The organism is Pseudomonas sp. HN2 (assembly GCF_020736465.1).
Classification (GTDB): Bacteria; Pseudomonadota; Gammaproteobacteria; order Pseudomonadales; family Pseudomonadaceae; genus Aquipseudomonas; species Aquipseudomonas moraviensis_A.
Genome location: NZ_CP085885.1, coordinates 1,552,958 through 1,578,564, shown reverse-complemented (window position 1 = coordinate 1,578,564; position 25,607 = coordinate 1,552,958). Strand labels below are relative to the sequence as shown.

Genomic DNA, 25,607 nt, shown 5'->3' with positions numbered 1-25,607 from the left:
ATGCTGAAAAAACTCGCCCTCGCCGCCGGCTCTGTACTGTTTGCCGCCAACCTGATGGCTGCCACCCCGGCCAAGGCGCCCCACGTGCTGCTGGACACCACCAACGGCCAGATCGAAATCGAACTGGACCCGGTCAAAGCGCCGATCAGCACCAAGAACTTCCTTGAATACGTCGACAGCGGCTTCTACAACAACACCATTTTCCACCGCGTGATCCCGGGCTTCATGGCTCAGGGCGGCGGTTTCACCCAGCAGATGCAACAGAAAGAAACCAAGGCGCCGATCAAGAACGAAGCCAGCAATGGCCTGCACAACGTTCGTGGCACCCTGTCGATGGCGCGCACTTCCAACCCTGATTCGGCGACCAGTCAGTTCTTCATCAACGTTGCCGACAACGCCTTCCTCGATCCGGGCCGTGACGCCGGTTACGCGGTGTTCGCCAAAGTGGTCAAGGGCATGGATGTCGTCGATATCATCGTCAACTCGCCGACCATCACCAAACAAGGCATGCAAAACGTGCCTTCCGACCCTGTGATCATCAAGTCGGCCAAGCGCATCGACTGAGTTTCGCCGGGCATACCGAGCGGCGCCGGGCTGAGCCTGCGCCGCTCGCACTGATAAAAGGAGAGCCCGTATCCCGGGCGGTTATCTGATGCTCTATCGCCGTTTCGAACAACTGATCGATATCTTCCGCGACGCCCCGACGGCGTCCCCGCCGGACCGTGTCTGGCCCTTCTATACCTATTACCTGAAGCAGGTCTGGCCGAGTTTCGCCGCCCTGCTCGTGGTTGGCCTGTTCGCCGCGTTGATCGAAGTAGCGCTGTTCAGTTACCTGAGCCGCATCATCGACCTGGCACAAGGCACGCCCAACCCGAATTTCTTCAGCGACCATGCCCTCGAATTGACCTGGATGCTGGTGGTCGCCCTGGTGCTGCGACCGATTTTCTTCGGTCTGCACGACTTGCTGGTGCACCAGACCCTGAGCCCCGGCATGACCAGCATGATCCGCTGGCAGAACCACAGCTACGTGCTCAAGCAGAGCCTGAATTTCTTCCAGAACGATTTCGCCGGGCGCATCGCCCAACGCATCATGCAGACCGGCAATTCACTGCGAGATTCTGCCGTGCAAGCGGTGGACGCGCTGTGGCACGTGGTGATCTACGCGATCAGTTCGCTGGTGCTGTTCGCCGAAGCTGACTGGCGCCTGATGATCCCGCTGCTGACCTGGATCGTCGCCTACATCGGCGCGCTGTACTACTTCGTGCCGCGGGTGAAAGAGCGTTCGGTGGAAGCCTCGGATGCGCGCTCGAAACTGATGGGGCGCATCGTCGACGGCTACACCAACATCGCCACGCTGAAGCTGTTCGCTCACACCAACTTCGAACAGCACTATGCCAAGGAAGCCATCGAAGAACAGACCGTCAAAGCACAGTTGGCCGGTCGCGTGGTCACCAGCATGGACGTGGCGATTACCACCATGAACGGCCTGCTGATCGTCGGCACCACGGCGCTGGCGTTGTGGCTGTGGACGCAGTCGCTGATTACCGTCGGCGCGATTGCCCTGGCCACCGGTCTGGTGATCCGCATCGTCAACATGTCCGGCTGGATCATGTGGGTGGTCACCGGCATTTTCGAAAACATCGGCATGGTTCAGGACGGTCTGCGCACCATCTCGCAACCGGTCGGCGTCACCGACCGCGAGCAGGCCAAACCGCTGGCCGTGGCCTCGGGCGAAGTGCGTTTCGAACACGTGGATTTTCACTACGGCAAGAAGAAAGGCATCATCGGCGACCTCAACCTGACGATCAAACCGGGCGAGAAAATCGGCTTGATCGGCCCGTCCGGCGCCGGCAAATCGACCCTGGTCAACCTGTTGCTGCGCCTGTACGACGTAGAGGGTGGGCGGATCATGATCGACGGGCAGAACATCGCCGAAGTCGGCCAGGAAAGCCTGCGTGCGCGGATCGGCATGATCACTCAGGACACCTCGCTGCTGCACCGCTCGATCCGCGACAATCTGCTTTACGGCAAACCCGACGCCACCGACGCCGAACTGTGGGAGGCGGTGCACAAGGCCCGCGCCGATGAGTTCATCCCGCTGCTGTCCGACGCTGAAGGCCGCACCGGTTTCGATGCGCACGTCGGTGAGCGCGGGGTGAAACTGTCCGGCGGTCAGCGCCAGCGCATCGCGATTGCAAGGGTGCTGCTCAAGGACGCGCCGATCCTGATCATGGACGAAGCCACCTCAGCGCTGGACTCTGAGGTGGAAGCGGCGATTCAGGAAAGCCTCGAGACCTTGATGCAGGGCAAAACCGTGATCGCTATCGCGCATCGTCTCTCGACCATTGCGCGGATGGATCGCCTGGTGGTGCTGGAGAACGGCAAGATCGCCGAGAGCGGCACCCACGCCGAATTGCTTGCGCATCGCGGCCTGTATGCGCGGTTGTGGGCGCACCAGACCGGAGGCTTTGTCGGCATCGACTAATGCACCACATTCCCCTGTAGGAGTGAGCCTGCTCGCGATGGCGGAGTGTCAGCATTGATAACATTGACTGACATACCGCTATCGCGAGCAGGCTCGCTCCCACAGAGGTCAGGCCTGGCGATAGGGCAACGCCGTTCTCGCTTCTTCGGCATAGGCCAGAACGCCGGCGCGCTCTTGCTGGAGGAAATCCTTCACCGCCGCTTTCAGCCCCGGATGGCGCAGGTAGTGCCAGGAATGGGTGATCACCGGTTCGAAGCCGCGAATCAACTTGTGCTCGCCCTGCGCCCCGGCATCGAAGCGCTGGATGCCATGGGCAATCGCGTAATCCATGCCCTGATAAAAACACGTCTCGAAATGCAGCCGATCGAACTCGGCCAGGCAACCCCAATAACGCCCGTAGAAACTGTCGCCGCCGACCAGGCTGAAAGCCATTGCTACCGGCCGTGATCCCTGTTTGGCCAAGACCACGCGAATCGCCTCGGGCATGCGCTCGGCCAGCAGGCTGAAAAACTCGCGGGTCAGATACGGCGCCTGACGCCGCACCGCGTAGGTGTTGGCATAGCAGGCGTAAACAAAATCCCACTGCGCCTCGTCCAGTTCCCGCCCTTGCAGCCACTCGAAGTCAAAGCCCTGCCCCGCCACCTGCTCGCGTTCCTTGCGCATCTGCTTGCGCTTGCGTGAGCTGAGGGCGTCGAGGAAATCCTGAAAGTCGCGGTAACCGCGATTCTGCCAGTGATACTGACAGCCAATGCGTTGCAGCCAGCCCGGTTGCTCGGCCATCGCCGCGTCGGTGAAGGGGTCAGTGAAATTGATGTGCGCGTTGGAAAGCCCTTCGATCTCCAGATAGCCGGGCAGGCTCTTGAGCAGTTCAAAACCGTCTTCGACACTGGCCGCCAGCAGGCGCGGGCCGCTCACGGGACTGAATGGCACAGCCGTCAAAAGCTTGGGGTAATAATCGATGCCGGCACGTGCGCAGGCGTCGGCCCAGCCGTGATCGAACACGTACTCGCCGTAGGAATGCCACTTGCGATAACTGGGCAGCGCGGCGATCAGTCGATCATCTTCGATATGCAGCAAATGCTCGGGCTGCCAGCCTGAATGAGGGCCGACACTGCCGCTGTCTTCCAGCGCACTGAGGAAGGCGTGGCGCAGAAAAGGCTGGTTGTCCGGGACCAGCGCATCCCAAGTGGCCGGGGCGATTTCTGACAGGTCTTGCAGGCGTTGCAACGGCATTCACTGGCACTCCACAGCTTGGCGACAAAGCCCGGCGAGTATCGCTGATCGCGACCCGGTTGCACACGCTCAATCGGCCGACAGCGCTCTAACTCGATAGTTCACGCCGGATATGCATCGTCATCAACCTGCCATCACTGTGCCACCGCTCTGTCATAAACCATCGCGATACTGGCGCCTGTTTTTAGAGCGCCGGGTTCTAACCCGGACACAGTTTTCCGGCCTTCGGGTCGGTTGTGCCCAGGATGGTTCAGCCATCCCCTTCATCTTCGGAGATTGCTATGCGTCTTGCTTCCACGAAAACTGCAGCGGCCCTGTGCGGCGGCTTGTTGCTGGCCATGAGCGTTCCGGCCAGTGCTGCAGTCGACGCCAAACTGCTCGACATGCTCAAGGCCAACGGGTCGATTTCCCAGGCGCAGTACATCGAGCTGCAAACAGAACTGGCCAAGGATCAGAAGGCTCAGCAAATCGCCCAACAGGCGCAGCAGGAAACCAACGAACAAGTGGCAGCGGTCGCGAAGAAGACCAACGAACAGAGCCTGTTCGACCAGAAACTGGCCTGGGCGGCCAAGACCCAGTTCAAGGGTGACGTGCGCATCCGTCAGGAAACCATCAAGATCGACGGCGAGCCGAACAACGGTGGCCGCGACAAGGATCGCCAGCGCATCCGTGCACGTCTGGGCGCCTACACCGAGATCAACCCACAGGTCGACACCGGCATCCGCATCGCCACTGGCGGCGGCGACGATGCCCGCTCGACCAACCAGGACCAGGACAACTACTTCGACAAGAAGCAGATCTGGCTCGATCTGGGCTACATCGACTACCACCCTGATCAGATCAAGAACCTGCACGTGATCGGCGGCAAGATGCTGCAACCGTGGGTGAGCATGGGCGACGTGATCTGGGACAGCGACATCAACCCGGAAGGTCTGGCCGTTACCTACAAGTACCCACTGGGCGGCAGCGCCGAACTGTTCGGCAGCCTGGGTAACTACAACCTCAAGGACAACGTTGACGGCGACGGCGTGCAATTCCGTCACGACCTGCGCCTGACCGCTGGCCAGTTGGGCAGCCGCTTCAACATCACCGATAACCTGAAGATGACTTTGGGCGGTAGCGTCTACGCCTACCAGAACGACGAAGACAGCCGCTGCACCGGCACCTCGACGCCGTGCGCGCTGGCAGTCAACGGCAACTCGGCGAACAACGAATTCCGTCTGTATGAAGGGTTCAGCCAGATCGATATCGGCGGCCTGCCAATGCCGCTGTCGTTCTACGGCCAGTACGTGAAGAACAACGATGCCGTGACCGATCAGGACACTGCGTGGTTGCTCGGTGCCAAGTCGAAAGTCTTCGGCTTCAACCTCGACTACAACTACCGTGACGTGCAGCGCAACGCCGTGGTCGGCGCCTTCACCGACTCCGACTTTGCCAACGGCACCACCGGTTCCCGCGGGCACAAGTTCAAGGTCGGTTACGACATCGACAAGAACTTCGCCGTCGGCGCCACGTACTTCCTGACCAAGGCCGACTTCGCCAGCCGCGGCCAGCGCGATGCAGATGCCAACACCCTGCAGCTGGATGCTGAAGCGAAGTTCTAAAAAGTGATAGCCCGGTGCGGGCGGGACGATCCCCATCATCCGTTCGTTTCATCCGCGCCGGATTGTCTCTGCAGGATGCAGAACCCCCTGTAGGAGCTGCCGAAGGCTGCGATCTTTTGATCTTGATCTTGAAAACAAGATCAAAAGATCGCAGCCTCGTTTCACTCGGCAGCTCCTACAGGGGGTTATCTTTTCGTCGTTGATCGGCGAGGCGTTCGGCCAACGCATCGACATGCTCGTCCGGTTGTTCCGGCAACGCCTTCAGCGTCGCCTGCATCAAGCGCATCTGCCGCAGGAAACGCCGGCAGTTGGGGCAGAACAACAGGTGATGACGCACCATCAGCGTCTCGCGAAAGCTCAGTTGGCCGTCGAGATAATCGCTGGATCGTGCCACTTGCTCCTTGCAGGTCAACATTCTCCCGTCTCCTCAAAATGTTCCACGGTCGCAAAAACCTTCAAGCGTGCCCGGTGCAGCAGCACGCGGACATTGGAGAGCGAGATCTCCAGAAGATTACAGATCTCTTCCAGCTCCAGGCCCTGGCGTTCGCGCAACAGCAAGACACTGCGCTGCAACTCGGAAAGACTCAGCAACGTATGTTCGAGGCATTCGCGCAGTTCGTTTTCGGTGAGCAGCGCTTCGGGGGTGTCCTGATGCCAGGCGAACGGCGCCACCAGCCAGTGACCGTCGCTTGATGAAAACCGATCGTCGCCGATGGTGCCGTGCGGCGATGGCAGGTCATCGAGCAGGACTTCCCGGCGATTGAGCTTGTAGCGACTTTTGGCCGAGTTGGCGGTGATGGTCAGCAACCAGGTCTTCAGGCTGGAACGGCCCTCGAAGCTGCCCAGATGGCGCACCACCGACAGCCACGCATCCTGCACGACTTCCTCGACATGACGCTGGCCGACAATCGCGTAAGCCACCGCGCGCATGGCGCTCTGATAGGTAGTAACCAGTTCCTTGAAAGCCTTTTGCTCCCCCGCCAGCAAGCGCGCGAGCAGTTGGGTGTCATCAGCCGCCATCCATCAATCCCCTTGTCCGGACTTCGAAAATGAACGCGGCAGGTATTCACCTGCCGCGACGTCCGAAAAATTACAGCGTTTCACTCGCTTCGAATGTAGGAAAGATCGACGCGATTAAGGGGAAATTAACCTGTTTCAGCGTTTACGCAGCAACACACTACCAATCGAGTAACCGGCACCGAACGAGCTCAACACCGCCAGCGAACCCGAGGCCAGGTCATCCTGGTATTTGTGGAAGGCAATGACCGAACCGGCCGAGCTGGTGTTGGCATAGCTGTCGAGAATCACCGGCGCTTCTTCTTCGCTGGCTTCGCGGCCGAGCAGCTTGCGCACGATCAGGTGGTTCATGCTCAGGTTGGCCTGGTGCAGCCAGAAGCGTTTCACGTCGCCGACGTTGAGCTGGTTCTCTTCCAGATGCTCGCCGATCAGCTCGGCAACCATCGGGCAGACATCCTTGAACACCTTGCGGCCTTCCTGCACGAACAGCTTGTCGCGGGCGCCCACACCCTCCTCGGCAGCGCGATTGAGGAAGCCGAAGTTGTTGCGGATGTTGTTGGAGAACTTGGTCAGCAATTTGGTGCTGACCACGTCGAACTGGTACGGCGAGGTCGCCAGATCCGCGCGTTCGATGATCACCGCAGTCGCGGCATCGCCGAAGATGAAATGGCTGTCGCGGTCACGGAAGTTCAGGTGCCCGGTGCAGACTTCCGGGTTGACCATCAGGATCGCCCGCGCCTGGCCCAGTTGCACGCTGTTGGCGGCGGCCTGGATGCCGAAGGTGGCCGAAGAACAAGCGACGTTCATGTCGAAACCGAAACCTTCGATGCCCAGTGCTTCCTGGACTTCGATGGCGATGGCCGGATAAGCGCGTTGCAGGTTCGAGCAAGCGACGATGACGCCGTCGATGTCGGCTGCGGTTTTGCCGGCTCGTTGCAGCGCTTGTTCAGCCGCGCCGACGGCCATTTGGCAGAGCACCGACCATTCGTCGTTGGAACGTTCCGGCAGGCGCGGGGCCATGCGTTGCGGATCGAGGATGCCGTCCTTGTCCATGACAAAGCGACTCTTGATGCCCGAGGCTTTTTCGATGAATGCGGCGCTGGATTCGGTCAGGGCCTGGACTTCACCGCTGGCAATGGCCTCGGCGTGATCGGCGTTGAACTGGGCGACGTAGGTATTGAAAGACTGCACCAGCTCTTCGTTGGAGATGCTGTTGGCCGGTGTGTACAGGCCGGTGCCGCTGATGACGACGTTATGCATGGTCGTTTCTCTAATCTGTTCAGGCAGAAAGTGCTGGAACCGTCGTACCAACACGCAAAGGGTCTATTCCCATCCGGGGGACGCAAACCTGGCATCGTTTTATTCCGCAGCGCGACACGGCCGAAGGCTCTGGGTCGCGAAACGGCGGGTTATGGGGGCGAAGTTTGCCATAAACCTAGGCTTTTGGCGCCATTCCCGACATTCCGCCATTCCCGATGTGGCAGCGAGCCTGCTCGCGAAGACGGTGTGTCAGTCACACAAAGGGTGCCAGACATGACGCTTTCGCGAGCAGGCACGCTCCCACAGGGGATTACACAAACTCTGAAGGTCAGGGTTCGACCTGACTCCAGTGTTTGCTCAGGCGCTTGTCGGAGATCGGCACTTTCGTGCCCAACTGCTGGGCAAACAGCGAGACGCGGTATTCCTCCAGCCACCAGCGGTACAACTCCAGTTGCGGGTCGCGCTTGCCTTCCTGCGCATGCTTGGCCGCGCGACTCTGGTATTGCGCCCACAGGCCCGCGAGTTCGCCGCTCCAGACCCGATCCTTCTGCACCTGCGCGCCGAGTTTCTCGAAACGTTGCTCGACCGCTTTCAGGTAACGCGGCAACTCCTTGAGCCATTGCATCGGCGTTTCACGGACGAAGCCCGGATAGACCAGATTGCCGATCTGCTGCTTGATGTCATTCAACGCTACGGCCTGGGCCAGATCGATCTTGCCCTTGAAGCGTTTTTGCAGACCGTGCCAGATCTTCAGGATTTCCAGGGTCAGCCGCGCCACGCGCTCGGCGTGCTCGGTCCAGTTGCCGCGTTTGCGCTCGGCCAATGCCGCCAACCCGGCACCATCCCGGGGCAGCGGGTCTTCGCCTTCGAGAATGCAACTGTCGAGGCTGGCCAGCAGAATGTCTTCCACCAGCGCATCGACGCGGCCCAGCTCACGATAAAGCAAGCCCAGTTCAGTCTGCCCCGGCAACTTGCCGCGCAGGAACTTGGCCGGCTCGGCCAGTTGCTGCATCAACAAGCGCTGCAAGGCGCGACGATGCTGGAACTCGGCTTCGGCCGGGGTCGAGAACCGCCCTTCCTTGACCGTGCCGCCCTCTTCCACCAACGCTGGGTAAACCGTCATCGACAGCCCGGCGATCTTCTGCTGGGTCTTTTCCGCCACCGGCGCGAAAACCTTCGCCTCGACCGGTTGCTGGCTTTTCGCACTCTGCGGCACCGCCAGCGCGGCCTGACTGGCCTCGGCAAAGCGTGCGGTCAGCTCAGCCAGATCGCGACCTTCGCCAAGAAACTTGCCTTGGCCGTCGACGATTTCCAGGTTCATGCGCAGATGGCTTTCGACCTGTTGCGCGGCTTCCGCCCACGCCTCATCACTGACCCGTGCGCCGGTCATGCGCAGCAGTTCGCGACCGAGCGCTTGCGGCAGCGAACCTTCGGCGAACGTCATGCGCTGCAGCGCGGCTTTGATGAAGTCCGGCACCGGCACGAAATTCTTGCGCAGGGCTTTCGGCAGGTTCCGCACCAAGGCAATGCACTTGGCCTCGATCAGGCCCGGCACCAGCCATTCCAGACGCTCCGGTGGCAGCATCGGCAGCAGCGGCGCCGGCACGCGCAAGGTCACGCCATCGCGCGGGTGATTCGGTTCGAAATGGTAAGTGAGCGCCAGCTCCAGATCGCCGATGTGCAGGGTGTCCGGGTAATCACGGGCGGTGACTTCACTGGCCTCGCGGGCCAGCACGTCTTCTTCGCGCATGATCAAAAGTTGCGGGTCTTTCTGGCTGTTGACCTTGTACCAACTGTCGAACGTCGCGGTCTGGTGGATTTCCGCCGGCAGACGCGCATCGTAGAAGGCGTAGAGGGTTTCCTCGTCGGCGAGAATATCGCGACGGCGCGCCTTGGCCTCGAGTTCGTCGAGCTGCTCGAGCAGTTTCTGATTGGCGCTCAGGCATTTGGCCCGCGACTGAATCTCGCCGCGCACCAGCCCTTCGCGGATAAACAGCTCACGGGAGACCACCGGATCGACCGGGCCGTAATGCACCGGGCGGCGACCGACGACGATCAGGCCGAACAGGGTGATCTGCTCGTAGGCCACGACCTGGCCGCGCTTCTTTTCCCAATGCGGTTCGAAGTGGTTCTTCTTGATCAGGTGCCCGGCCAGCGGTTCGATCCAGTCGGCATCGATCTTGGCGACCATGCGCGCGTAAAGCTTGGTGGTTTCCACCAGTTCGGCGGTCATCAGCCACTGCGGGCGCTTCTTGCCGATGCCCGACGACGGATGAATCCAGAAGCGCCGCTGCCGCGCGCCGAGGTAATCGCCGTCTTCGGTTTTCTGGCCGATCTGGCTGAGCAAGCCGACCAGCACCGCTTTGTGCAGTTTCGGATAATCCGCCGGCTCTTTGTTCAGGCTCAGCTGCATGTCGCGGCAGATCAGGCTCAACTGACGATGGGAATCTCGCCACTCGCGCAAGCGCAGGTAATTGAGGAAATTCTTCCGGCACCAGTTACGCAGCGGATTGGCGGTCAGCGCCTGGCGCTGTTCTTCAAAACCACGCCACAGATTGACCAGCCCGGCGAAGTCCGAATCCGGATCCTTCCATTGCGCATGGGCCTGATCCGCCGCTTGCTGACGCTCCGGCGGACGCTCGCGCGGGTCCTGAATCGACATCGCACTGGCGACAATCAGCACTTCCTGCAGGCTGCCGAGTTTGGCCGCTTCGAGCAGCATGCGGCCCATGCGCGGGTCGACCGGCAAGCGCGCCAACTGTCGACCGAGCGGCGTCAGCTGGCTGTTGCGGTCCACCGCCGAAAGCTCCTGCAGCAGGTTGAAACCGTCGCTGATGGCCTTGCCGTCCGGCGGTTCGATGAACGGGAACGCGGTGATTTCGCCGAGACGCAGATGGAGCATCTGCAAAATAACGGCGGCGAGGTTGGTGCGCAGAATTTCCGGGGCGGTAAATTCCGGACGACCGAGGAAATCCTCTTCGCTGTACAAACGCACACAGATACCCGGCTCGACTCGCCCGCAACGTCCTTTGCGTTGATTGGCGCTGGCCTGGGAAATCGCTTCGATCGGCAAGCGCTGGACCTTGGCCCGATAGCTGTAGCGACTGATGCGCGCGGTGCCGCTGTCGATCACATAGCGAATACCCGGAACGGTCAGCGAGGTTTCGGCGACGTTGGTCGCCAGCACCACACGACGGCCCGGGTGCGACTGGAAAATCCGCTGCTGTTCGGCCGGCGACAGACGCGCGTACAGCGGCAGGATTTCGGTGTGCTTGAGCTGGGCCTTGCGCAGCATGTCCGCGGCATCACGAATCTCGCGCTCACCGGGCAGGAACACCAGCACATCACCCGGACTGCGACGTTCGCTGCGCTCGTAGGCGGCGATTTCGTCGAGGGTGGCGAGGATCGCCTGATCGACGGTAAGGTCGTCCTCGACCCGGTTGCCCTCCTCGTCCTGCTCCAGCGTCAGCGGGCGATACCAGGTGTCCACCGGGAACGTGCGACCGGACACTTCAACAATCGGCGCATCATCGAAATGCTTGGAGAAACGCTCAAGATCGATGGTCGCCGAGGTGATGATGACTTTCAGATCCGGGCGACGCGGCAGCAGGGTTTTCAGGTAACCGAGGAGGAAGTCGATGTTGAGGCTGCGCTCGTGCGCTTCGTCGACGATGATCGTGTCGTAGCGTTCGAGGTAACGATCGTTCTGGGTTTCCGCCAGCAGAATGCCGTCGGTCATCAGCTTGATCAGGGTGTTGGCATCGCTCTGATCTTCGAAGCGCACCTGATAGCCGACCAGTGCACCGAGGGGCGTGCCGAGTTCTTCGGCGACGCGGCTGGCGACGCTGCGCGCGGCGATCCGACGCGGCTGGGTATGGCCGATCAGACCGTGCTGGCCGCGACCGATTTCCAAACAGATTTTCGGCAACTGAGTGGTTTTGCCCGAGCCGGTTTCGCCAGCGATGATCAGCACCTGATGTTGCTCCAGGGCCTTTTTGATCTCGTCGCGTTTGGCCGCGATCGGCAAACTGTCGTCGTAGCGAATCACCGGCAGGCTGGCACGGCGCGCCAGCACCTGATCACAGGACGCCTGCATCCGCGCCACCCACTGGGCCAGCTTGGCCTCGTCGGGCTTCTTGCGCAGCTCAAGCAACTGCCGCCGCAGCCGGTGACGGTCGGCGAGCATGGCGTGATCGAGGTTTTTCAGCAGTTTGTCGATGGAGGGCGATTCGTCGGTCATCGGGTAGGCAATTCGGTCGTCTATTTATGCAGGGGGCGGATTGTCGCAGAAAAGCAGCTGCAAGCGCCAAGCTACAAGCCGCAAGTAAGAAGCCGTTGTGACTTGCAGCTGGTAGCTTGGCGCTTGCCGCTGCTGTTATTCGCTATCGCGCCCTTTGCGCCGATATGGGAAGACGTCAATCACCTTCCCCGCCCGAATCGCCTCCTGCAGGCTCTTCCAGTAATCGGCGTCATACAACTCGCCGTGCAACTGATCGAACAATTTGCGTTGCCCGGCATCGGCGAACAGAAACGGCGGAAACTCCTCGGGAAACACGTCCAGCGGGCCGATCGAGTACCACGGTTCGGAGGCCATTTCGTCCTCCGGCGTGCGCGGTGCCGGGATGTGGCGGAAGTTGGCCTCGGTCAGAAAGCAGATTTCGTCGTAGTCGTAAAACACCACTCGCCCGTGGCGGGTGACGCCGAAGTTTTTCAGCAGCATGTCGCCGGGGAAAATATTCGCCGCGGCCAATTGCTTGATCGCCAGGCCGTAATCCTCCAGCGCTTCACGTACCTGGGCGTCGTTGGCATTTTCCAGATAGAGATTGAGCGGGGTCATCCGGCGTTCGGTCCAGCAGTGGCGGATCAGCACGGTTTCGCCCTCGACCGACACCGTCGACGGCGCGACTTCTAGCAATTCCTCCAGACACGCCGGATCGAACTTGCTCAGAGGAAAACGGAAGTCGGCAAACTCCTGGGTATCGGCCATGCGCCCGACCCGATCGACGCTTTTCACCAGCCGATACTTTTCGATCACTGTGGCGCGGTCGACGTTTTTCGACGGTGAGAAACGGTCCTTGATGATTTTGAACACGGTGTTGAAACCCGGCAGGGTGAACACGCTCATGACCATGCCGCGCACGCCCGGGGCCATGATGAACTGGTCGTCAGTGTTGGCCAGGTGATTGATCAGCGCGCGGTAGAACTCGGATTTGCCGTGCTTGTAGAAGCCGATCGAGGTGTACAACTCGGCGATGTGCTTGCCCGGCAAAATGCGTCGCAGAAAACCGATGAACTCCGCCGGCACCGGCACATCGACCATGAAATAAGAGCGGGTGAAAGAGAAGATGATCGACACATCGGCTTCGTCGGTAATCAACGCGTCGATCTGAATGCCGCGACCTTCGCGGTGCAGCAGCGGAATCACCAGCGGCCATTGCTCATCGCGGGTGTAGATGCGCCCGACCAGATAGGCGCCCTTGTTGCGGTAAAGCACCGAGGAAAACAGCTCGACGCTCAGCTCCGGGTCCTTGCACACCCAGTCCGGCAGGTTTTCGCGCAACTGCGCTTCGAGCCGCAGCAAGTCGCCGGGCAGATCAGCGTAATCCTCGCTGAAGCGGTAATCGGCAAAAATGCTCGCGAGCATGGCGGACAACTGGCCCTGCGGCTTGTACGTGCGGGTTTGCGCAGCGCGGGCTCGGCGCAGGCTCGGGCGCGTGGTATGGATGAACATGCAGCCGTCGCTGATCAGGTCGTGGCTGAACAACCCGCAGAAAATCGAGTTGTACCAGGTCTCGGAAAGCTCATCGTCGAAGCGCAGATCGATAACACTGATATAGGCGCTTTTCACCAGCGGCCAGCAGCTGACGTTCATCAGCGCTTCTTCGTCGAAATACTCGCGCAGGCGAGCAACGGTTTCGCCGACCTTTTCCTCATACAGACTGATCCGCGCCGCCGACGCGGCCTGCGCCTCCTGCCAGCGCGCCTGCTCGAAGCGCTCCCGCGCGCCATCGGTGATGCGACGGAAATGCTCGCGGTAATCGTCGAAGCCGGAGAGGATCATCCGGGCGATCTCGGTGGCTGGCCATTGCTGCGACATAGAGGAAACCTCGGCGGGAATTCGATTCGTCTGAGCTTAGTCACGGAACGGCTCGCAGGAAAAGCGCAATTTCTGCCAAAACCGATACAGGGCTGACCGTTGACGCGCTTTCTCTAGCCGATGCATCGGCAGGCAAAATTAAAAGCCCGAATAGCGGTTGCCATGATCCGGACGCTCGGCAACACTCTCGTCCCGATCAAGGAAGGAGCCCGCCGTGAGCCCTGTCGATATTTTCCGTATGTTGTCGCTGGCCGCTATCTGGGGCGCGAGCTTTCTGTTCATGCGCATCATTGCGCCGGTGATCGGCACGATCCCGACCGGGTTCTTTCGCGTGTCGATTGCGGCCGCCGGGTTGCTGGTGATCCTTGGGCTGATGCGCATCAGCTGGGATTTCAAGGGCAAGCTGAAAACCGTGATGCTGCTGGGGGTGATCAACTCGGGGATCCCGGCGACGCTGTATTCGGTGGCGGCGCAAGTGCTACCGGCCGGCTATTCGGCGATTTTCAATGCCACCACGCCGCTGATGGGCGTGTTGATTGGTGGTCTGTTCTTCAGCGAAAAACTCACGATTGCGAAGCTGGGCGGCGTATTCCTCGGCCTGTTCGGCGTCGGCGTATTGACGCGGGCGGGTCCCGTGGCCTTCGACCTGCAACTGCTGATGGGCGCGGTTGCCTGCCTGCTGGCAACTACTTGCTATGGCTTTGCCGGATTTCTCGCGCGGCGCTGGCTGGATCAGGCCGGTGGGCTGGACAGCCGTTTGTCGGCACTGGGCAGCATGCTCGGGGCGACGTTGTTCTTGCTTCCGCTGTTCGCCTACAGCGTGATCACTGCACCGCCGGTCAGTTGGGGCGGTTGGCACCTCTGGCTGTCGCTACTTGGCTTGGGTCTGGGTTGCACGGCGTTTGCCTACATCATCTATTTCCGCCTGCTCAGCTCGATCGGCCCGGTGAAATCGATGACCGTCACCTTCATGATCCCGCCGTTCGGCGTGTTGTGGGGGGCGTTGTTGCTGGATGAGCCGTTGTCGATGGCGCACATTTATGGCGGGTTGCTGATTGCAGCGGCGTTGTGGCTGGTGTTGAAGCCGGCGGTGGTGAAGCCTGGTGAGATGATCAATCGGTAATCCGCTTTGTTGGCAAAATCGCTATCGCGAGCAGGCTCACTCCTACAGTTGGAATACGTTCCCCTGTAGGAGTGAGCCTGCTCGCGATGGCGCCCGAACAGCCACCGCTTATCTTTCTTTTATCCGGTTTTACGGAACACAAAAGCCAATCCAATAATGATCAGCAGCATCCCCAGCACACTCAACGCGGCCAACCGATTACCGAAAATCAGATAATCCATCACCGCTGTCACCGCCGGCACCAGATAGAACAGGCTGGTGACGTTCACCAGATTGCCCCGCGCGATCAGCCGATACAGCAACAACGTCGCCAGCACCGAGACCACCAGGCCCATCCACAACACCGGCACGATGAAACCTGTGCTGTGCTCGAAGTGGAACGGCTGGAACGGCACGAAGATCGCACACAGCAACAGCCCCGCCAGATACTGCACTGGCAGCGTGCCGAGAGGATTGTCGGTGATGCGTTTTTGCATGATCGAGCCCAGGGTCATGCTCGCCAGCGCGAGCAAGCCGAACAACATGCCAGCCCAGGACATTCCGGCCAGACCGATGCCCTGATAAACCACCATGATCAACCCGGCCAGCCCCAGCCCCAGGCCGAATAGACGGCTCGCCGAACGCTGACGCTCCATGAGCACCACCGTGAGGATCGGCTGTACCCCCATCAGAGTCGCCATCACCCCCGGCGTGACTTTGCAGTCGAGCGCCAACAGATAAAAAATCTGATACGCCCCGAGCAACACCAACCCCGTGGTGATCGCAAACAGCATCGGTTTGCCGCCCTTGGGCAACTTCAACTCGAGCAGCGGCGCCAGCAGCAACAGCCCGCACAGGGCGATGGCGAAGCGAATCAACAGAAAGGCAAAGGGTGAAGCGTGGGCCAGGCCCCATTTGGAGAAAATCGCCCCGCTGCTCCACAGCAGAACGAACAGGCTCGTGGACGCCGCCGCGAGCACGGATTGTTTCGAAAGGACAAACATGAATACCACCTGTAGTCAGGCAAGAAGCCAACTCAGCCGAAGCTGAAATCCAGTAGTTTTTTCTGGCGGGCGCAGGGGTCAGCAGAAACTGCCGATCAGCCCCGAACACCAACGCCCGGCGGCGATACAACTGCGCACACCGGCGGGCTACTGACAGGTGGAGGGTAATGACTGATCTGCACAGGCTGCTGATTCCCGCACGGCACGACGCCAGCGTTGACCGCTGAATCGACTACCGCATTGATGAGGGATGCAGGCATGGAGGCAGATCTTTATTGAGGAAATGAAAGCGTGAGCACGGCGCTCAAGCGGGCTGACTATAACCAGCCCGGGACACAGATTGCAATGACTTGGGCAAAGGGCCGGCAGCGACAGTTTGGGGCGGGATGATTAGGGTGATTGGCGGTGGCAATGGATTGTCAGGAGACATGGAATGCAAGAGATCATATGCCAAGGGAACGGACGTATTTGCGGTATCAGGTTTATCGGTCAGAGGCCAGGAAGCGGGCCGCACTTACATTTGCGAAGCTACACAGCGAACTTGAGACGCGCGCAATTGTTGACGTTGATTATTCCAGGGTTCACTTCGAGGCGATTGATGCGTCCGCCATGAAAGCTTATGAGCAATGGCTCGATCCGCATTTCTGCTGGGAGGAAATTGTCCGATGGAAAGCCAAAGAACCAATGAGCTTCGATTTGGCAATCTGGTTTGATCGTGAACTGTGCGGACTTTGTTTCGCCAATCCGAACCAAAGCCGGCTGAGAGTCAGGATTGTGCGTCTTGAGGGGCAGCCAGACGAACACCCACTCAAGAGCCGCATAGCGACCTTCGCCCTGACTGCGGTCACTCACTTCGCCCGTATCATCGGCAGCCAGCAGATCGAAATTCAGGAGCCTCTTTCGGGAGCTATACCTCTATACCGTCAACTGGGTTTCGAATTCGACTCTGAGGGCCGTCTTGTGAAGCGCATTGACCAAGTCTAGTATCTGAGCACCTGCTCATTTACTCATCAACGTCGGAGATCCCATGAAAGCTGTCGTTGAAAAGAAAGCATCAAACTCCAAATCCAGAAAGATGGAGAAAAAGCAGCCATCTGTTGAGTTATCTGAAACCGACATGCATCGCATCAGGAATGCACTGGCCAATCCAGCCGTTGAAGAGCCAAGCGGCGTATTAGCCGGGTCGTCCTTTTCCTTCCGCTAACAAAAAACCGCTCCCAAAGAGCGGTTTTTCATTGCCTGATCCAGCCTCAACCAAACAGCCAATACCCCAACAACGTCAGCACCAGCACCGCCAGCACCGGGCGCATGACGCGGTAGGCCTTGGGATGCCGGCGTTTCCACTGTTTGACCACGCCGCTGAAACGGTCGCTGAAGTTCTTGCTCCAGGCATAAGCCTGGTTGATGCCGCCGACGCGTTCATCATCAAGGTTCTGCGGCGCAGTGGCGCGGCCGAGCCAGCCGCTGATGAAGCGATTGATGCGGGTCATCAGGCGATTGCTCAGTGGGCGTTCGATGTCGCAGAACAGAATGACGCGAGTCTGATCGGTTTCATTCTTGACCCAGTGCACGTAGGTCTCGTCGAACATCACGTCATCGCCGTCGCGCCAGGCGTAAACCTGACCGTCGACGAAGATCCGGCAATCGTCAGAATTAGGTGTCGACAGACCGAGGTGATAACGCAGGGAGCCGGCGAACGGGTCACGATGCGGATTGAGGTGACTGCCGCCCGGCAGCAGCGCGAACATCGCGCCCTTGACGTTGGGAATGGCACTGACCAGTGCCACGGTTTTCGGGCACAGGGCTTCGGCCGATGGCAGCGGTTTGTCGTACCACTTCAGATAGAAGCGCTTCCAGCCTTTCTTGAAGAACGAGCCAAAACCGGCGTCGTTGTTCTTTTCGGCGGCGCGAATATAGCCCTCGTCAAACAGATGCATGGCTTCGTCGCGGATGGTTTCCCAGTTATCGCGCAGCACATCCAGTTCCGGGAACTTGCTGCGATCCAGATACGGTCTGGACGGCACTGCGGAGAACAGGTACATCAAAGCGTTGTACGGGGCGAACAGCGCCGAGTGGTTGACGAACTGGCGCAATACCGGCAAACGCGCCTTGCCGCGCAAATGCACATAGAGCGTGCTGCCCAGAAACAGCAACAGCACAAACGCCTTGGCGGCAAACGAAACGGTCATCAACGACTCCTTGAATAAAGACAACGCTGCGCAATGCCCATTTCCCGGCATGGCAGCCGGCCATGATAAACACTACCGGCTCCGGGAAAAACCCGCCTGATACAAGATTCAGTGTTATGCATCGCGCAACAAAGCCTTTATTAACATGCAGCGCCTGAACCTCGGCTGACCTGAATCAACAGGATTACTGCTGGTTCTCCTGCTCGGTGAACAGGTCACTGAACAACATGCTCGACAGATAACGCTCACCCGAATCCGGCAGCACCACGACGATGGTTTTGCCCTGCATCTCCGGGGTTTCCGCCAGACGCACTGCCACCGCCATGGCGGCACCGCAGGAAATACCGCACAGAATCCCCTCTTCCTGCATCAGGCGCAAAGCCATGGCCTTGGATTCTTCGTCAGTCACCTGCTCGACACGATCGACCATCGACAGATCCAGGTTCTTCGGCACAAAACCGGCGCCAATGCCCTGAATCTTGTGCGGGCTAGGCTTGATCTCGTCACCGGCCAGCGCCTGGGTGATGACCGGCGAAGACGCAGGCTCCACAGCCACCGACAGAATCGGTTTGCCGGCGGTGTTCTTGATATACCGCGAGACGCCGGTGATGGTTCCGCCGGTGCCGACGCCAGCCACCAGCACGTCGACGGCCCCATCGGTGTCATTCCAGATTTCCGGACCGGTGGTCTTTTCGTGTATCGCCGGGTTGGCCGGGTTATCGAATTGCGCCGGCATGAAATATTTGTCGGCATCACTGGCGACGATTTCCGCGGCTTTCTCGATGGCGCCCTTCATGCCCTTGGCCGGCTCGGTCAACACCAGTTCCGCCCCCAGGGCCTTGAGGACCTTGCGGCGCTCGATGCTCATCGACGCCGGCATGGTCAGCATCAGTTTGTAGCCACGCGCAGCAGCGACGAAGGCCAGGCCGATGCCGGTGTTACCGGAGGTGGGCTCGACAATGGTCATGCCCGGTTTGAGTTTGCCGCTGCTTTCGGCGTCCCAGATCATGTTGGCGCCGATCCGGCACTTGACCGAGTAACCGGGGTTGCGCCCTTCGATCTTGGCCAGGATCGTGACCCCGCGCGGCGCGATGCGGTTGATCTGGACCAGCGGCGTATTGCCGATGGAGTGGGCGTTGTCAGCGTAGATACGGCTCATGGCTGGGTCCTTATGCAGCGTTGAATTCAGCCTTTCAAGGTAAGCCTGTTACCGATCACAGTCCAGTCGGGGCGAACGTCTGCGAACGCACGCAGTCAATCGCTTTGAATCGTCAAGGCACACTCTTGAAGGAACAATGGCATGAAACGTCGTTACAGCTGGCCGCTCTGGACCCTGGCGGGTGTCGTGGTGCTGCTGGTCGCTCTGCACTTCGCCCTGCCCTATCTGGTACGCGACTACCTCAATGACAAGCTCGCGGACATGGGTGATTACCGTGGCCAGATCACCGATGTCGACCTCGCACTGTGGCGCGGTGCGTACAAAATCAACGGTCTGAAAATCGTCAAGGTCGACGGCAAGGTGCCGGTGCCGTTCGTCGATGCGCCGTTGATCGACCTCTCGGTGAGCTGGCATTCGCTGTGGTACGACCATGCCGTGGTTGCGCAGGTGCAGTTCCTCAATCCCGAAATCAACTTTGTCGACGGCGGCCCCAACAAGCAGAACTCGCAGACCGGTCAGGGCACCGACTGGCGCGAGCAACTGGGCAAGCTGCTGCCGATCACCCTCGATGAAGTGCAGATCAACGACGGCCGTATCACTTTTCGCAACTTCAATTCCAAGCCGCCGGTGAACATGAATGCCAGCAACGTCAACGCCAGCATCTACAACCTGACCAACGTGGTCGACAAGGAAGGCAAGCGCGACGCCCGCTTCGAAGGCAAGGCGCTGCTGCTGGGCCACGCGCCACTGGAAACCACCGCCACCTTCGATCCGTTGAGCAACTTCGAAGACTTCGAATTCCGCCTGCGTGCCCGCGACATTGAGCTCAAACGCATGAACGACTTCGCCTCGGCCTATGGCAAGTTCGACTTCAACGCCGGCCACGGCGATGTGGTCATCGAAGCCAAGGCAGAGAAAGCCCTACTCACCGGCTACATCAAACCCCTGCTGCGCGACGTCGACGTTTTCAACTGGCAGCAGGACGTCGAGAACAAGAACAAAGGCCTGTTCCGCTCGGTCTGGGAAGCACTGGTCGGCGGCACCGAGACCGTTCTGAAAAACCAGAACAAAAACCAGTTCGCCACCCGGGTCCAACTCAGTGGCAATGTGCACCAGCAGAACGTCAACGCGTTCGAGGCGTTTTTGCAGATTTTGCGCAACGGGTTTATCCAGGCCTTCAATGCGCGGTATGAAAGGCCGAAGCCGGATGAGGGTTAAGTTTTGCGGTTGACGACATATCTACCAGTGTCTTCGGCCGCGATCGATGAGCGCTGTTGCAGCGAATCCCAGCCCAGACAGGCCAACGCCAAAGAACGTGGCACTGCCTCACGCCCATTGCTGTAACGGCTGATGCTCCGAGCGCTCACACCCAGCGCCTCGGCCGCCTCACTGAGCGAAAGTCCCGTACGGGCGCGCCAGTCGATAAAAATGCGCGTGTTCTCGTCTTGGGCATTTTGCGCCAGCGCATCCATGTACAAGGTGTCTGCGCCAATCTGTATGTCGGGCTCTAGCCATTCGACGATCCAGCCATCGTCACTGACTACGGCAGTCGCGAAGACTTCGCGATCAAGCAGTGGCCGCAGACCTGGATAAGTATGGATATCCATCCCCAGATCAACTGTCAGTTCCTGACCATTGATAAATGTCAGCGCCAACCTGAAATCCGACAGGACGTGCGCAGATCGCAGACGCGGGCGTTTCATGGGTAACATCGATTTTCTGCCTTTTTATCTACCAAGTAAGAAAGGCTATCGCCAAATCGGCGATACCGGAATACTGGCCATCCGCCGAGACTGAGTCAACATGTGACGCCCCATTCAGAGACTGAATACGCCGTCTGCGTTCACAGTCGAGCGGCGTGCGCGTTATAGTCGGGCATCCGATTATTCGCTCCCGCCCTGCCCGTAAGGTTGGCGTTACCGTTCGAGGATTTGCAGATGAAGTTCGAAGGCACCCAGGCCTACGTCGCCACCGATGACCTGAAGCTGGCAGTCAACGCCGCCATCACCCTGGAGCGGCCGCTGCTGGTCAAGGGTGAACCGGGCACCGGCAAGACCATGCTCGCCGAGCAACTGGCCGAGTCGTTCGGTGCCAAGCTGATCACCTGGCACATCAAGTCCACCACCAAGGCCCATCAGGGCCTGTACGAGTACGACGCGGTCAGCCGTTTGCGCGACTCGCAGTTGGGCAATGAAAAAGTCCACGACGTGCGCAATTACCTGAAGAAAGGCAAGCTCTGGGAAGCGTTCGAGTCCGAGGAGCGGGTGATTCTGCTGATCGACGAAATCGACAAGGCTGACATCGAGTTCCCCAATGACTTGCTGCAAGAACTCGACAAGATGGAGTTCTACGTTTACGAGGTCGACGAGACCATCAAGGCCAAGAAGCGCCCGATCATCATCATTACCTCCAACAACGAGAAAGAGCTTCCGGACGCCTTCCTGCGCCGCTGCTTCTTCCACTACATCGCTTTCCCCGACCGCACTACCCTGCAGAAAATCGTCGACGTGCACTACCCGGACATCAAGAAGGATCTGGTCAGCGAAGCGCTCGACGTGTTCTTTGACGTGCGCAAGGTACCGGGCCTGAAGAAAAAACCTTCAACGTCGGAACTGGTCGACTGGCTGAAACTGCTGATGGCCGACAACATCGGCGAAGCGGTGCTGCGCGAGCGCGACCCGACCAAAGCCATCCCGCCGCTGGCCGGTGCGCTGGTGAAGAACGAACAGGACGTGCAACTGCTTGAGCGCCTGGCGTTCATGAGCCGTCGCGGCACCCGCTAAGAGGCTGCTGCCATGCTGCTCAACCTGTTCAATGAAATGCGTGCAGCCAAGGTACCGGTGTCGGTGCGTGAGCTGCTCGACCTGATCAACGCGCTGAAACAGCGCGTGACCTTCGCCGACATGGACGAGTTCTATTATTTGTCGCGGGCGATTCTGGTGAAGGACGAACGTCATTTCGACAAGTTCGACCGTGCATTCGGCGCTTACTTCAATGGCCTCGAAAAACTCGACGACCACTTGCAGGCGCTGATTCCCGAAGACTGGCTGCGCAAGGAGTTCGAGCGCTCGCTGACTGATGAAGAACGCGCGCAGATCCAGTCCCTGGGCGGGCTGGACAAGCTCATCGAGGAGTTCAAGAAGCGTCTGGAAGAACAGAAGGAACGTCACGCCGGCGGCAACAAATGGATCGGCACCGGCGGCACCAGTCCGTTCGGCTCCGGCGGTTTCAACCCGGAGGGCATCCGGGTTGGCGATGCCGGCAAGCGTCAGGGCAAGGCAGTCAAGGTCTGGGATCAGCGCGAGTACAAGAACCTCGACGATTCAGTGGAACTGGGCACCCGCAATATCAAGGTCGCCTTGCGTCGTCTGCGCAAGTTCGCTCGACAGGGCGCGGCGGAAGAACTGGACATCGATGGCACCATCGACCACACCGCCAAGGATGCCGGCCTGCTGAATATCCAGATGCGCCCGGAACGGCGCAACACGGTGAAGCTGCTGCTATTGTTCGATATCGGCGGCTCAATGGATGCGCACGTGAAGATCTGCGAGGAATTGTTTTCGGCCTGCAAGACCGAGTTCAAGCATCTGGAGTACTTCTACTTCCACAACTTCATTTATGAATCAGTGTGGAAGAACAACATGCGCCGCACTTCCGAGCGCACCTCGACCCAGGATCTGCTGCACAAGTACGGTGCCGACTACAAAGTGATCTTCATCGGCGACGCCGCCATGGCGCCTTATGAAATCACCCAGGCTGGCGGCAGTGTCGAGCACTGGAACGAAGAGCCGGGCTACGTGTGGATGCAGCGCTTCATGGAGAAATACAAGAAACTCATCTGGATCAACCCGTATCCGAAGGACACGTGGGGCTATACCTCGTCGACCAACATTGTCCGCGACCTGATCGAGGATCAGATGTATCCGCTGACGTTGCGCGGGCTTGAGGAAGGGATGCGGTTTCTTTCCAAATAATCGTTAACCCGACGAACGCCTTCGCGAGCAGGCTCGCTCCCACATTGGAATGCTTTTACCTGTGGGAGCGAGCCTGCTCGCGAAGCTTTTAGCGATCTTTAAAGCGCTGCAAATATTCGACATGCTCGCGGTGCGCGACGTCCTGCACCACCGGCCGCAATCTCACCTTCGCTCCCGGCAAGCACTGCGCCAGCCGCGCCAGTGCCAGCGGCGTCAACGCGCCGAGCCGCGGATACCCGCCGATGGTCTGGCGATCATTGAGCAACACAATCGGCTGCCCGTCCGGTGGCACTTGCACCGCGCCCAAGGGAATCCCTTCGGAAATCATCGCCGCGCCCTGATAGTGCAACGTCGCGCCCTGCAGGCGGATGCCCATGCGGTCGGCGCGGCTGTCGATTGTCCAGGTGCTGTTGAAGACATCAAACAGACTTTGCCCGCTGAACTGGCCGATCTGTGCACCAATCACCAGATCCAGCGGTTTAACCGAGCGCAGGTCCGGTTGCTGCGTCTGTGGTACGTCACGCACCGGCCGGGGTTCGCCGTGATAACTCAGGATCGCTCCTTTTGTCAGCGGCACGCCCAGACCATCAAGCCCTCCGAGCTCTTCGCGCACGACCGTCGCGCAACTGCCCAACACGGACGGCGCGGCAAAACCGCCGGGAGCCGCCAGATAAGCCCGGGCGCCAAGCAAGGGTTGGGTGAATTGCAGTTTCTGTCCTTTATTCAATTTGAAACTGCGCCACGGCGTCATTGGCTGTCCATCGACCTGCGCGCCGAGATCCGCCCCGGCCAGCGCCAGCAGGCAATCCTCTTCAGCCACCACGGCAAACCCGCCGAGGGTGATTTCAACCACCGCAGCATCCAGCTCATTGCCAAGCAGCCAATTGGCCCAGCTCATGGAGCACCAATCCGCCGCGCCGCCCTGGGTCACGCCCAGGTGCCGGACGCCAAACCGCCCGGCATCCTGCAACAGGCACAGCGGTGTGCTGGCTTCGATCGTCAGTCGACTCATGCCAGCGCCTCCAGTGGTGTGTCGTCACCGCCCAGACGAATGAATTCGGCGTGATCGACCGCTTCGAAGCGTACCGTGTCACCGGGCTGCATCAGGCTGTAGCCGTCGCGATGGCGATCAAACAGTTTCGCCGGGGTGCGGCCGATCAGGTTCCAGCCGCCGGGTGAAACGACCGGATAAGCCGCGGTCTGCCGCTCGGCGATACCGACGCTGCCGGCGGCGACTTTTTTGCGCGGTGTGCTCAAGCGCGGCGTGGCGAGAATCTTTTCGACCAGGCCCATGAAGGCAAAGCCCGGCGCAAAACCAAGGGCGAATACCTGATACTCCCGTGCGCTGTGCCGACGGATCACCTCCGCCACAGCGAGCCCGCTACGTTCAGCCAGCAGGCTCAGTTCCGGGCCGACACTGAGGTCGTACCAGACCGGCAAGACGTGACACTGTCCGGCACTGCGCGCATTCGGCGACAGATCGACCAGCGCTTCGGCGATCAATTCGCGCGCCTGAGCCGGACTCAGCAGCGTCAGATCGTAATGCACCATCAACGTCGTATAGGACGGCACCAGATCGATCAGTTGGGCGCCAAACGCCGTGCGCAAACGCTCGGTGGCGGCGAGCATCCACGGCATGTTGGCTTCGGCGATTTCATCGAACAGACGCAGCATCAGGCAATCAAGCGCCACCACTTCAATCCGTGGATTCATGACGCACTCGACTGCTGCAAGGCCTGGCGAATGCGCTGCACGGCGGCCACCGAACTGGCGTTGTCGCCGTGTACGCACAAGGTGTTGGCGCGCAGGATCAAGGCGCTGCCGTCGCTAGCGGTGAGCTCGCCGCCATGGGCGATGGTCAGCGCTTGCTCGATGATTTTCTCGGGATCGTGATGCACCGCGCCCGGCAACTGCCGTGAGACCAGCCGGCCGGCGCTGTCGTAAGCGCGATCGGCGAAAGCTTCGAACCACAGCGTCACGCCATATTCATCGCCGACTTGCTGCGCCGCAGCGTTGTCGCGGGTCGCCATGAGCATCAGCGGAAGATTGCGGTCATACGCGGCCACGGCTTGCACTACCGCACGCAGTTGCGCCGGGTTGGCCATCATGTCGTTGTACATCGCGCCGTGGGGTTTGACGTAGCTGACCCGCCCGCCCTGCGCCTTGCAGATGCCATCGAGCGCACCGATCTGGTAATGCAGGATGTCTTGCAGCTCCTGCGCGGAATAGGCCATGGAGCGCCGGCCGAATCCGACCAGATCCTGATAGGCCGGATGCGCGCCAATCTGTACGCCGTGCTCAAGGGCCAGCGCCACGGTCTTGCGCATGATGCTCGGGTCGCCGGCATGGAAACCGCAGGCAACGTTGGCGCAATCGATGAAGGGCATGACCTCGGCGTCCAGACCCATGGTCCAGCTGCCGAAGCTCTCGCCAATGTCGCAATTCAATAGCAGGCGGCTCACGGTGAACACTCCTGTAGCTGC

Annotated in this window: 22 protein-coding genes; 9 read left to right on the top strand and 13 right to left on the bottom strand. The window is 59.9% G+C overall.

The annotated features are described in order from the left end of the window. Together LIS66_RS06960 and LIS66_RS06955 are read left to right on the top strand one after the other, a co-directional pair. Complete coding sequence (locus LIS66_RS06960; protein WP_042607454.1) at positions 1-564, top strand: peptidylprolyl isomerase; 564 nt, start codon at positions 1-3, stop codon at positions 562-564. 88 nt (positions 565-652) lie between these two features. Then, positions 653-2,485, top strand: a complete 1,833-nt coding sequence (locus tag LIS66_RS06955; protein WP_227973876.1) for an ABC transporter ATP-binding protein — start codon at positions 653-655, stop codon at positions 2,483-2,485. 108 nt (positions 2,486-2,593) lie between these two features. Here the strand turns inward: LIS66_RS06955 and LIS66_RS06950 are convergent, their stop codons facing one another. After that, positions 2,594-3,718, bottom strand: a complete 1,125-nt coding sequence (locus tag LIS66_RS06950; RefSeq protein WP_227973875.1) for a GNAT family N-acetyltransferase — start codon at positions 3,716-3,718, stop codon at positions 2,594-2,596. A 281-nt stretch (positions 3,719-3,999) separates the two neighbouring features. Between LIS66_RS06950 and LIS66_RS06945 the strand changes: the two genes are divergently transcribed. Continuing rightward, positions 4,000-5,322, top strand: a complete 1,323-nt coding sequence (locus tag LIS66_RS06945) for a putative porin (RefSeq protein WP_039760990.1) — start codon at positions 4,000-4,002, stop codon at positions 5,320-5,322. 175 nt (positions 5,323-5,497) lie between these two features. Here the strand turns inward: LIS66_RS06945 and LIS66_RS06940 are convergent, their stop codons facing one another. From LIS66_RS06940 to aceK, 5 genes are all read right to left on the bottom strand, one after another. Next, positions 5,498-5,737, bottom strand: coding sequence for an anti-sigma factor family protein (locus tag LIS66_RS06940; RefSeq protein WP_042607451.1), 240 nt, complete (start codon positions 5,735-5,737; stop codon positions 5,498-5,500). Next, positions 5,731-6,342, bottom strand: coding sequence for an RNA polymerase sigma factor (locus LIS66_RS06935; protein ID WP_042607450.1), 612 nt, complete (start codon positions 6,340-6,342; stop codon positions 5,731-5,733). The genes LIS66_RS06940 and LIS66_RS06935 overlap by 7 nt, the downstream gene beginning before the upstream one ends. Before the next feature lie 135 nt (positions 6,343-6,477). Next, a complete protein-coding gene (locus tag LIS66_RS06930; RefSeq protein WP_042607449.1) occupies positions 6,478-7,599 on the bottom strand; it encodes a beta-ketoacyl-ACP synthase III in 1,122 nt (373 codons plus the stop codon). Between the two features lie 328 nt (positions 7,600-7,927). After that, on the bottom strand, positions 7,928-11,839 hold the full coding sequence (gene hrpA, locus LIS66_RS06925) for an ATP-dependent RNA helicase HrpA (RefSeq protein ID WP_227973874.1): 3,912 nt from the start codon (positions 11,837-11,839) through the stop codon (positions 7,928-7,930). A gap of 135 nt (positions 11,840-11,974) precedes the next feature. Then, a complete protein-coding gene (gene aceK, locus LIS66_RS06920; protein WP_227973873.1) occupies positions 11,975-13,696 on the bottom strand; it encodes a bifunctional isocitrate dehydrogenase kinase/phosphatase in 1,722 nt (573 codons plus the stop codon). Positions 13,697-13,910: 214 nt separating this feature from the next. Here aceK and LIS66_RS06915 point away from each other — a divergent pair, with 214 nt between their 5' ends. Further along, positions 13,911-14,819 (top strand): DMT family transporter, encoded by a 909-nt coding sequence (locus LIS66_RS06915; RefSeq protein ID WP_227973872.1) that lies wholly within the window; start codon positions 13,911-13,913, stop codon positions 14,817-14,819. 119 nt (positions 14,820-14,938) lie between these two features. On the opposite strand, the gene LIS66_RS06910 is transcribed toward LIS66_RS06915, so the two are convergent. Further along, entirely contained in the window at positions 14,939-15,802 is an 864-nt protein-coding gene (locus LIS66_RS06910; RefSeq protein WP_227973871.1) for a DMT family transporter, read from the bottom strand. 447 nt (positions 15,803-16,249) lie between these two features. Between LIS66_RS06910 and LIS66_RS06905 the strand changes: the two genes are divergently transcribed. Both LIS66_RS06905 and LIS66_RS06900 read left to right on the top strand, forming a co-directional pair. Further along, positions 16,250-16,786 carry a hypothetical protein gene (locus LIS66_RS06905; RefSeq protein WP_227973870.1) on the top strand — a complete coding sequence of 179 codons (537 nt, stop codon included), beginning with the start codon at positions 16,250-16,252 and terminating at the stop codon, positions 16,784-16,786. A 43-nt stretch (positions 16,787-16,829) separates the two neighbouring features. Further along, positions 16,830-17,006 carry a hypothetical protein gene (locus LIS66_RS06900; protein WP_156889235.1) on the top strand — a complete coding sequence of 59 codons (177 nt, stop codon included), beginning with the start codon at positions 16,830-16,832 and terminating at the stop codon, positions 17,004-17,006. Between the two features lie 46 nt (positions 17,007-17,052). On the opposite strand, the gene LIS66_RS06895 is transcribed toward LIS66_RS06900, so the two are convergent. Next, positions 17,053-17,991 carry an aspartyl/asparaginyl beta-hydroxylase domain-containing protein gene (locus LIS66_RS06895; protein ID WP_039760974.1) on the bottom strand — a complete coding sequence of 313 codons (939 nt, stop codon included), beginning with the start codon at positions 17,989-17,991 and terminating at the stop codon, positions 17,053-17,055. 184 nt (positions 17,992-18,175) lie between these two features. Continuing rightward, positions 18,176-19,150, bottom strand: a complete 975-nt coding sequence (gene cysK, locus LIS66_RS06890) for a cysteine synthase A (protein WP_064362519.1) — start codon at positions 19,148-19,150, stop codon at positions 18,176-18,178. A 141-nt stretch (positions 19,151-19,291) separates the two neighbouring features. On the opposite strand from cysK, the gene LIS66_RS06885 reads away from it, so the two are divergent. Further along, a complete protein-coding gene (locus LIS66_RS06885) occupies positions 19,292-20,368 on the top strand; it encodes a DUF748 domain-containing protein (RefSeq protein ID WP_064362520.1) in 1,077 nt (358 codons plus the stop codon). On the opposite strand, the gene LIS66_RS06880 is transcribed toward LIS66_RS06885, so the two are convergent. Further along, the gene (locus tag LIS66_RS06880; RefSeq protein WP_227973869.1) at positions 20,365-20,862 is read right to left on the bottom strand and encodes a helix-turn-helix domain-containing protein; all 498 of its coding nucleotides are present in this window, start codon (positions 20,860-20,862) and stop codon (positions 20,365-20,367) included. The two genes, LIS66_RS06885 and LIS66_RS06880, sit on opposite strands and share 4 nt — an antisense overlap. 225 nt (positions 20,863-21,087) lie before the next feature. Between LIS66_RS06880 and LIS66_RS06875 the strand changes: the two genes are divergently transcribed. Both LIS66_RS06875 and LIS66_RS06870 read left to right on the top strand, forming a co-directional pair. Continuing rightward, on the top strand, positions 21,088-21,933 hold the full coding sequence (locus LIS66_RS06875) for an AAA family ATPase (RefSeq protein WP_227973868.1): 846 nt from the start codon (positions 21,088-21,090) through the stop codon (positions 21,931-21,933). 12 nt (positions 21,934-21,945) lie between these two features. Next, positions 21,946-23,124: a vWA domain-containing protein gene (locus LIS66_RS06870; RefSeq protein ID WP_007956512.1), complete on the top strand. Its 1,179-nt coding sequence runs from the start codon at positions 21,946-21,948 to the stop codon at positions 23,122-23,124. Positions 23,125-23,212: 88 nt separating this feature from the next. Here LIS66_RS06870 and LIS66_RS06865 read toward each other — a convergent pair whose 3' ends face one another. The 3 genes from LIS66_RS06865 to LIS66_RS06855 are packed head-to-tail and all read right to left on the bottom strand — an operon-like array spanning position 23,213 to position 25,586. Beyond that, positions 23,213-24,136, bottom strand: a complete 924-nt coding sequence (locus LIS66_RS06865; protein WP_227973867.1) for a biotin-dependent carboxyltransferase family protein — start codon at positions 24,134-24,136, stop codon at positions 23,213-23,215. Next, complete coding sequence (gene pxpB / locus LIS66_RS06860) at positions 24,133-24,837, bottom strand: 5-oxoprolinase subunit PxpB (protein ID WP_227973866.1); 705 nt, start codon at positions 24,835-24,837, stop codon at positions 24,133-24,135. Before pxpB ends, LIS66_RS06865 begins: the two co-directional genes overlap by 4 nt. Continuing rightward, positions 24,834-25,586: a 5-oxoprolinase subunit PxpA gene (locus LIS66_RS06855; RefSeq protein ID WP_227973865.1), complete on the bottom strand. Its 753-nt coding sequence runs from the start codon at positions 25,584-25,586 to the stop codon at positions 24,834-24,836. Before LIS66_RS06855 ends, pxpB begins: the two co-directional genes overlap by 4 nt. Between the last annotated feature and the right edge of the window lie 21 nt (positions 25,587-25,607).

Bases quoted from the DNA above. Each gene is read 5' to 3' on its own strand.
- cysK (WP_064362519.1), bottom strand. From the start codon at position 19,150: ATGAGCCGTATCTACGCTGACAACGCCCACTCCATCGGCAATACGCCG.
- LIS66_RS06880 (WP_227973869.1), bottom strand. From the start codon at position 20,862: ATGTTACCCATGAAACGCCCGCGTCTGCGATCTGCGCACGTCCTGTCG.
- LIS66_RS06935 (WP_042607450.1), bottom strand. From the start codon at position 6,342: ATGGCGGCTGATGACACCCAACTGCTCGCGCGCTTGCTGGCGGGGGAG.
- LIS66_RS06905 (WP_227973870.1), top strand. From the start codon at position 16,250: ATGCCAAGGGAACGGACGTATTTGCGGTATCAGGTTTATCGGTCAGAG.
- LIS66_RS06875 (WP_227973868.1), top strand. From the start codon at position 21,088: ATGAAGTTCGAAGGCACCCAGGCCTACGTCGCCACCGATGACCTGAAG.
- LIS66_RS06940 (WP_042607451.1), bottom strand. From the start codon at position 5,737: ATGTTGACCTGCAAGGAGCAAGTGGCACGATCCAGCGATTATCTCGAC.
- hrpA (WP_227973874.1), bottom strand. From the start codon at position 11,839: ATGACCGACGAATCGCCCTCCATCGACAAACTGCTGAAAAACCTCGAT.
- LIS66_RS06895 (WP_039760974.1), bottom strand. From the start codon at position 17,991: ATGACCGTTTCGTTTGCCGCCAAGGCGTTTGTGCTGTTGCTGTTTCTG.
- LIS66_RS06945 (WP_039760990.1), top strand. From the start codon at position 4,000: ATGCGTCTTGCTTCCACGAAAACTGCAGCGGCCCTGTGCGGCGGCTTG.
- LIS66_RS06960 (WP_042607454.1), top strand. From the start codon at position 1: ATGCTGAAAAAACTCGCCCTCGCCGCCGGCTCTGTACTGTTTGCCGCC.
- pxpB (WP_227973866.1), bottom strand. From the start codon at position 24,837: ATGAATCCACGGATTGAAGTGGTGGCGCTTGATTGCCTGATGCTGCGT.
- LIS66_RS06870 (WP_007956512.1), top strand. From the start codon at position 21,946: ATGCTGCTCAACCTGTTCAATGAAATGCGTGCAGCCAAGGTACCGGTG.
- LIS66_RS06910 (WP_227973871.1), bottom strand. From the start codon at position 15,802: ATGTTTGTCCTTTCGAAACAATCCGTGCTCGCGGCGGCGTCCACGAGC.
- LIS66_RS06930 (WP_042607449.1), bottom strand. From the start codon at position 7,599: ATGCATAACGTCGTCATCAGCGGCACCGGCCTGTACACACCGGCCAAC.
- LIS66_RS06885 (WP_064362520.1), top strand. From the start codon at position 19,292: ATGAAACGTCGTTACAGCTGGCCGCTCTGGACCCTGGCGGGTGTCGTG.
- aceK (WP_227973873.1), bottom strand. From the start codon at position 13,696: ATGTCGCAGCAATGGCCAGCCACCGAGATCGCCCGGATGATCCTCTCC.
- LIS66_RS06900 (WP_156889235.1), top strand. From the start codon at position 16,830: ATGAAAGCTGTCGTTGAAAAGAAAGCATCAAACTCCAAATCCAGAAAG.
- LIS66_RS06955 (WP_227973876.1), top strand. From the start codon at position 653: ATGCTCTATCGCCGTTTCGAACAACTGATCGATATCTTCCGCGACGCC.
- LIS66_RS06950 (WP_227973875.1), bottom strand. From the start codon at position 3,718: ATGCCGTTGCAACGCCTGCAAGACCTGTCAGAAATCGCCCCGGCCACT.
- LIS66_RS06865 (WP_227973867.1), bottom strand. From the start codon at position 24,136: ATGAGTCGACTGACGATCGAAGCCAGCACACCGCTGTGCCTGTTGCAG.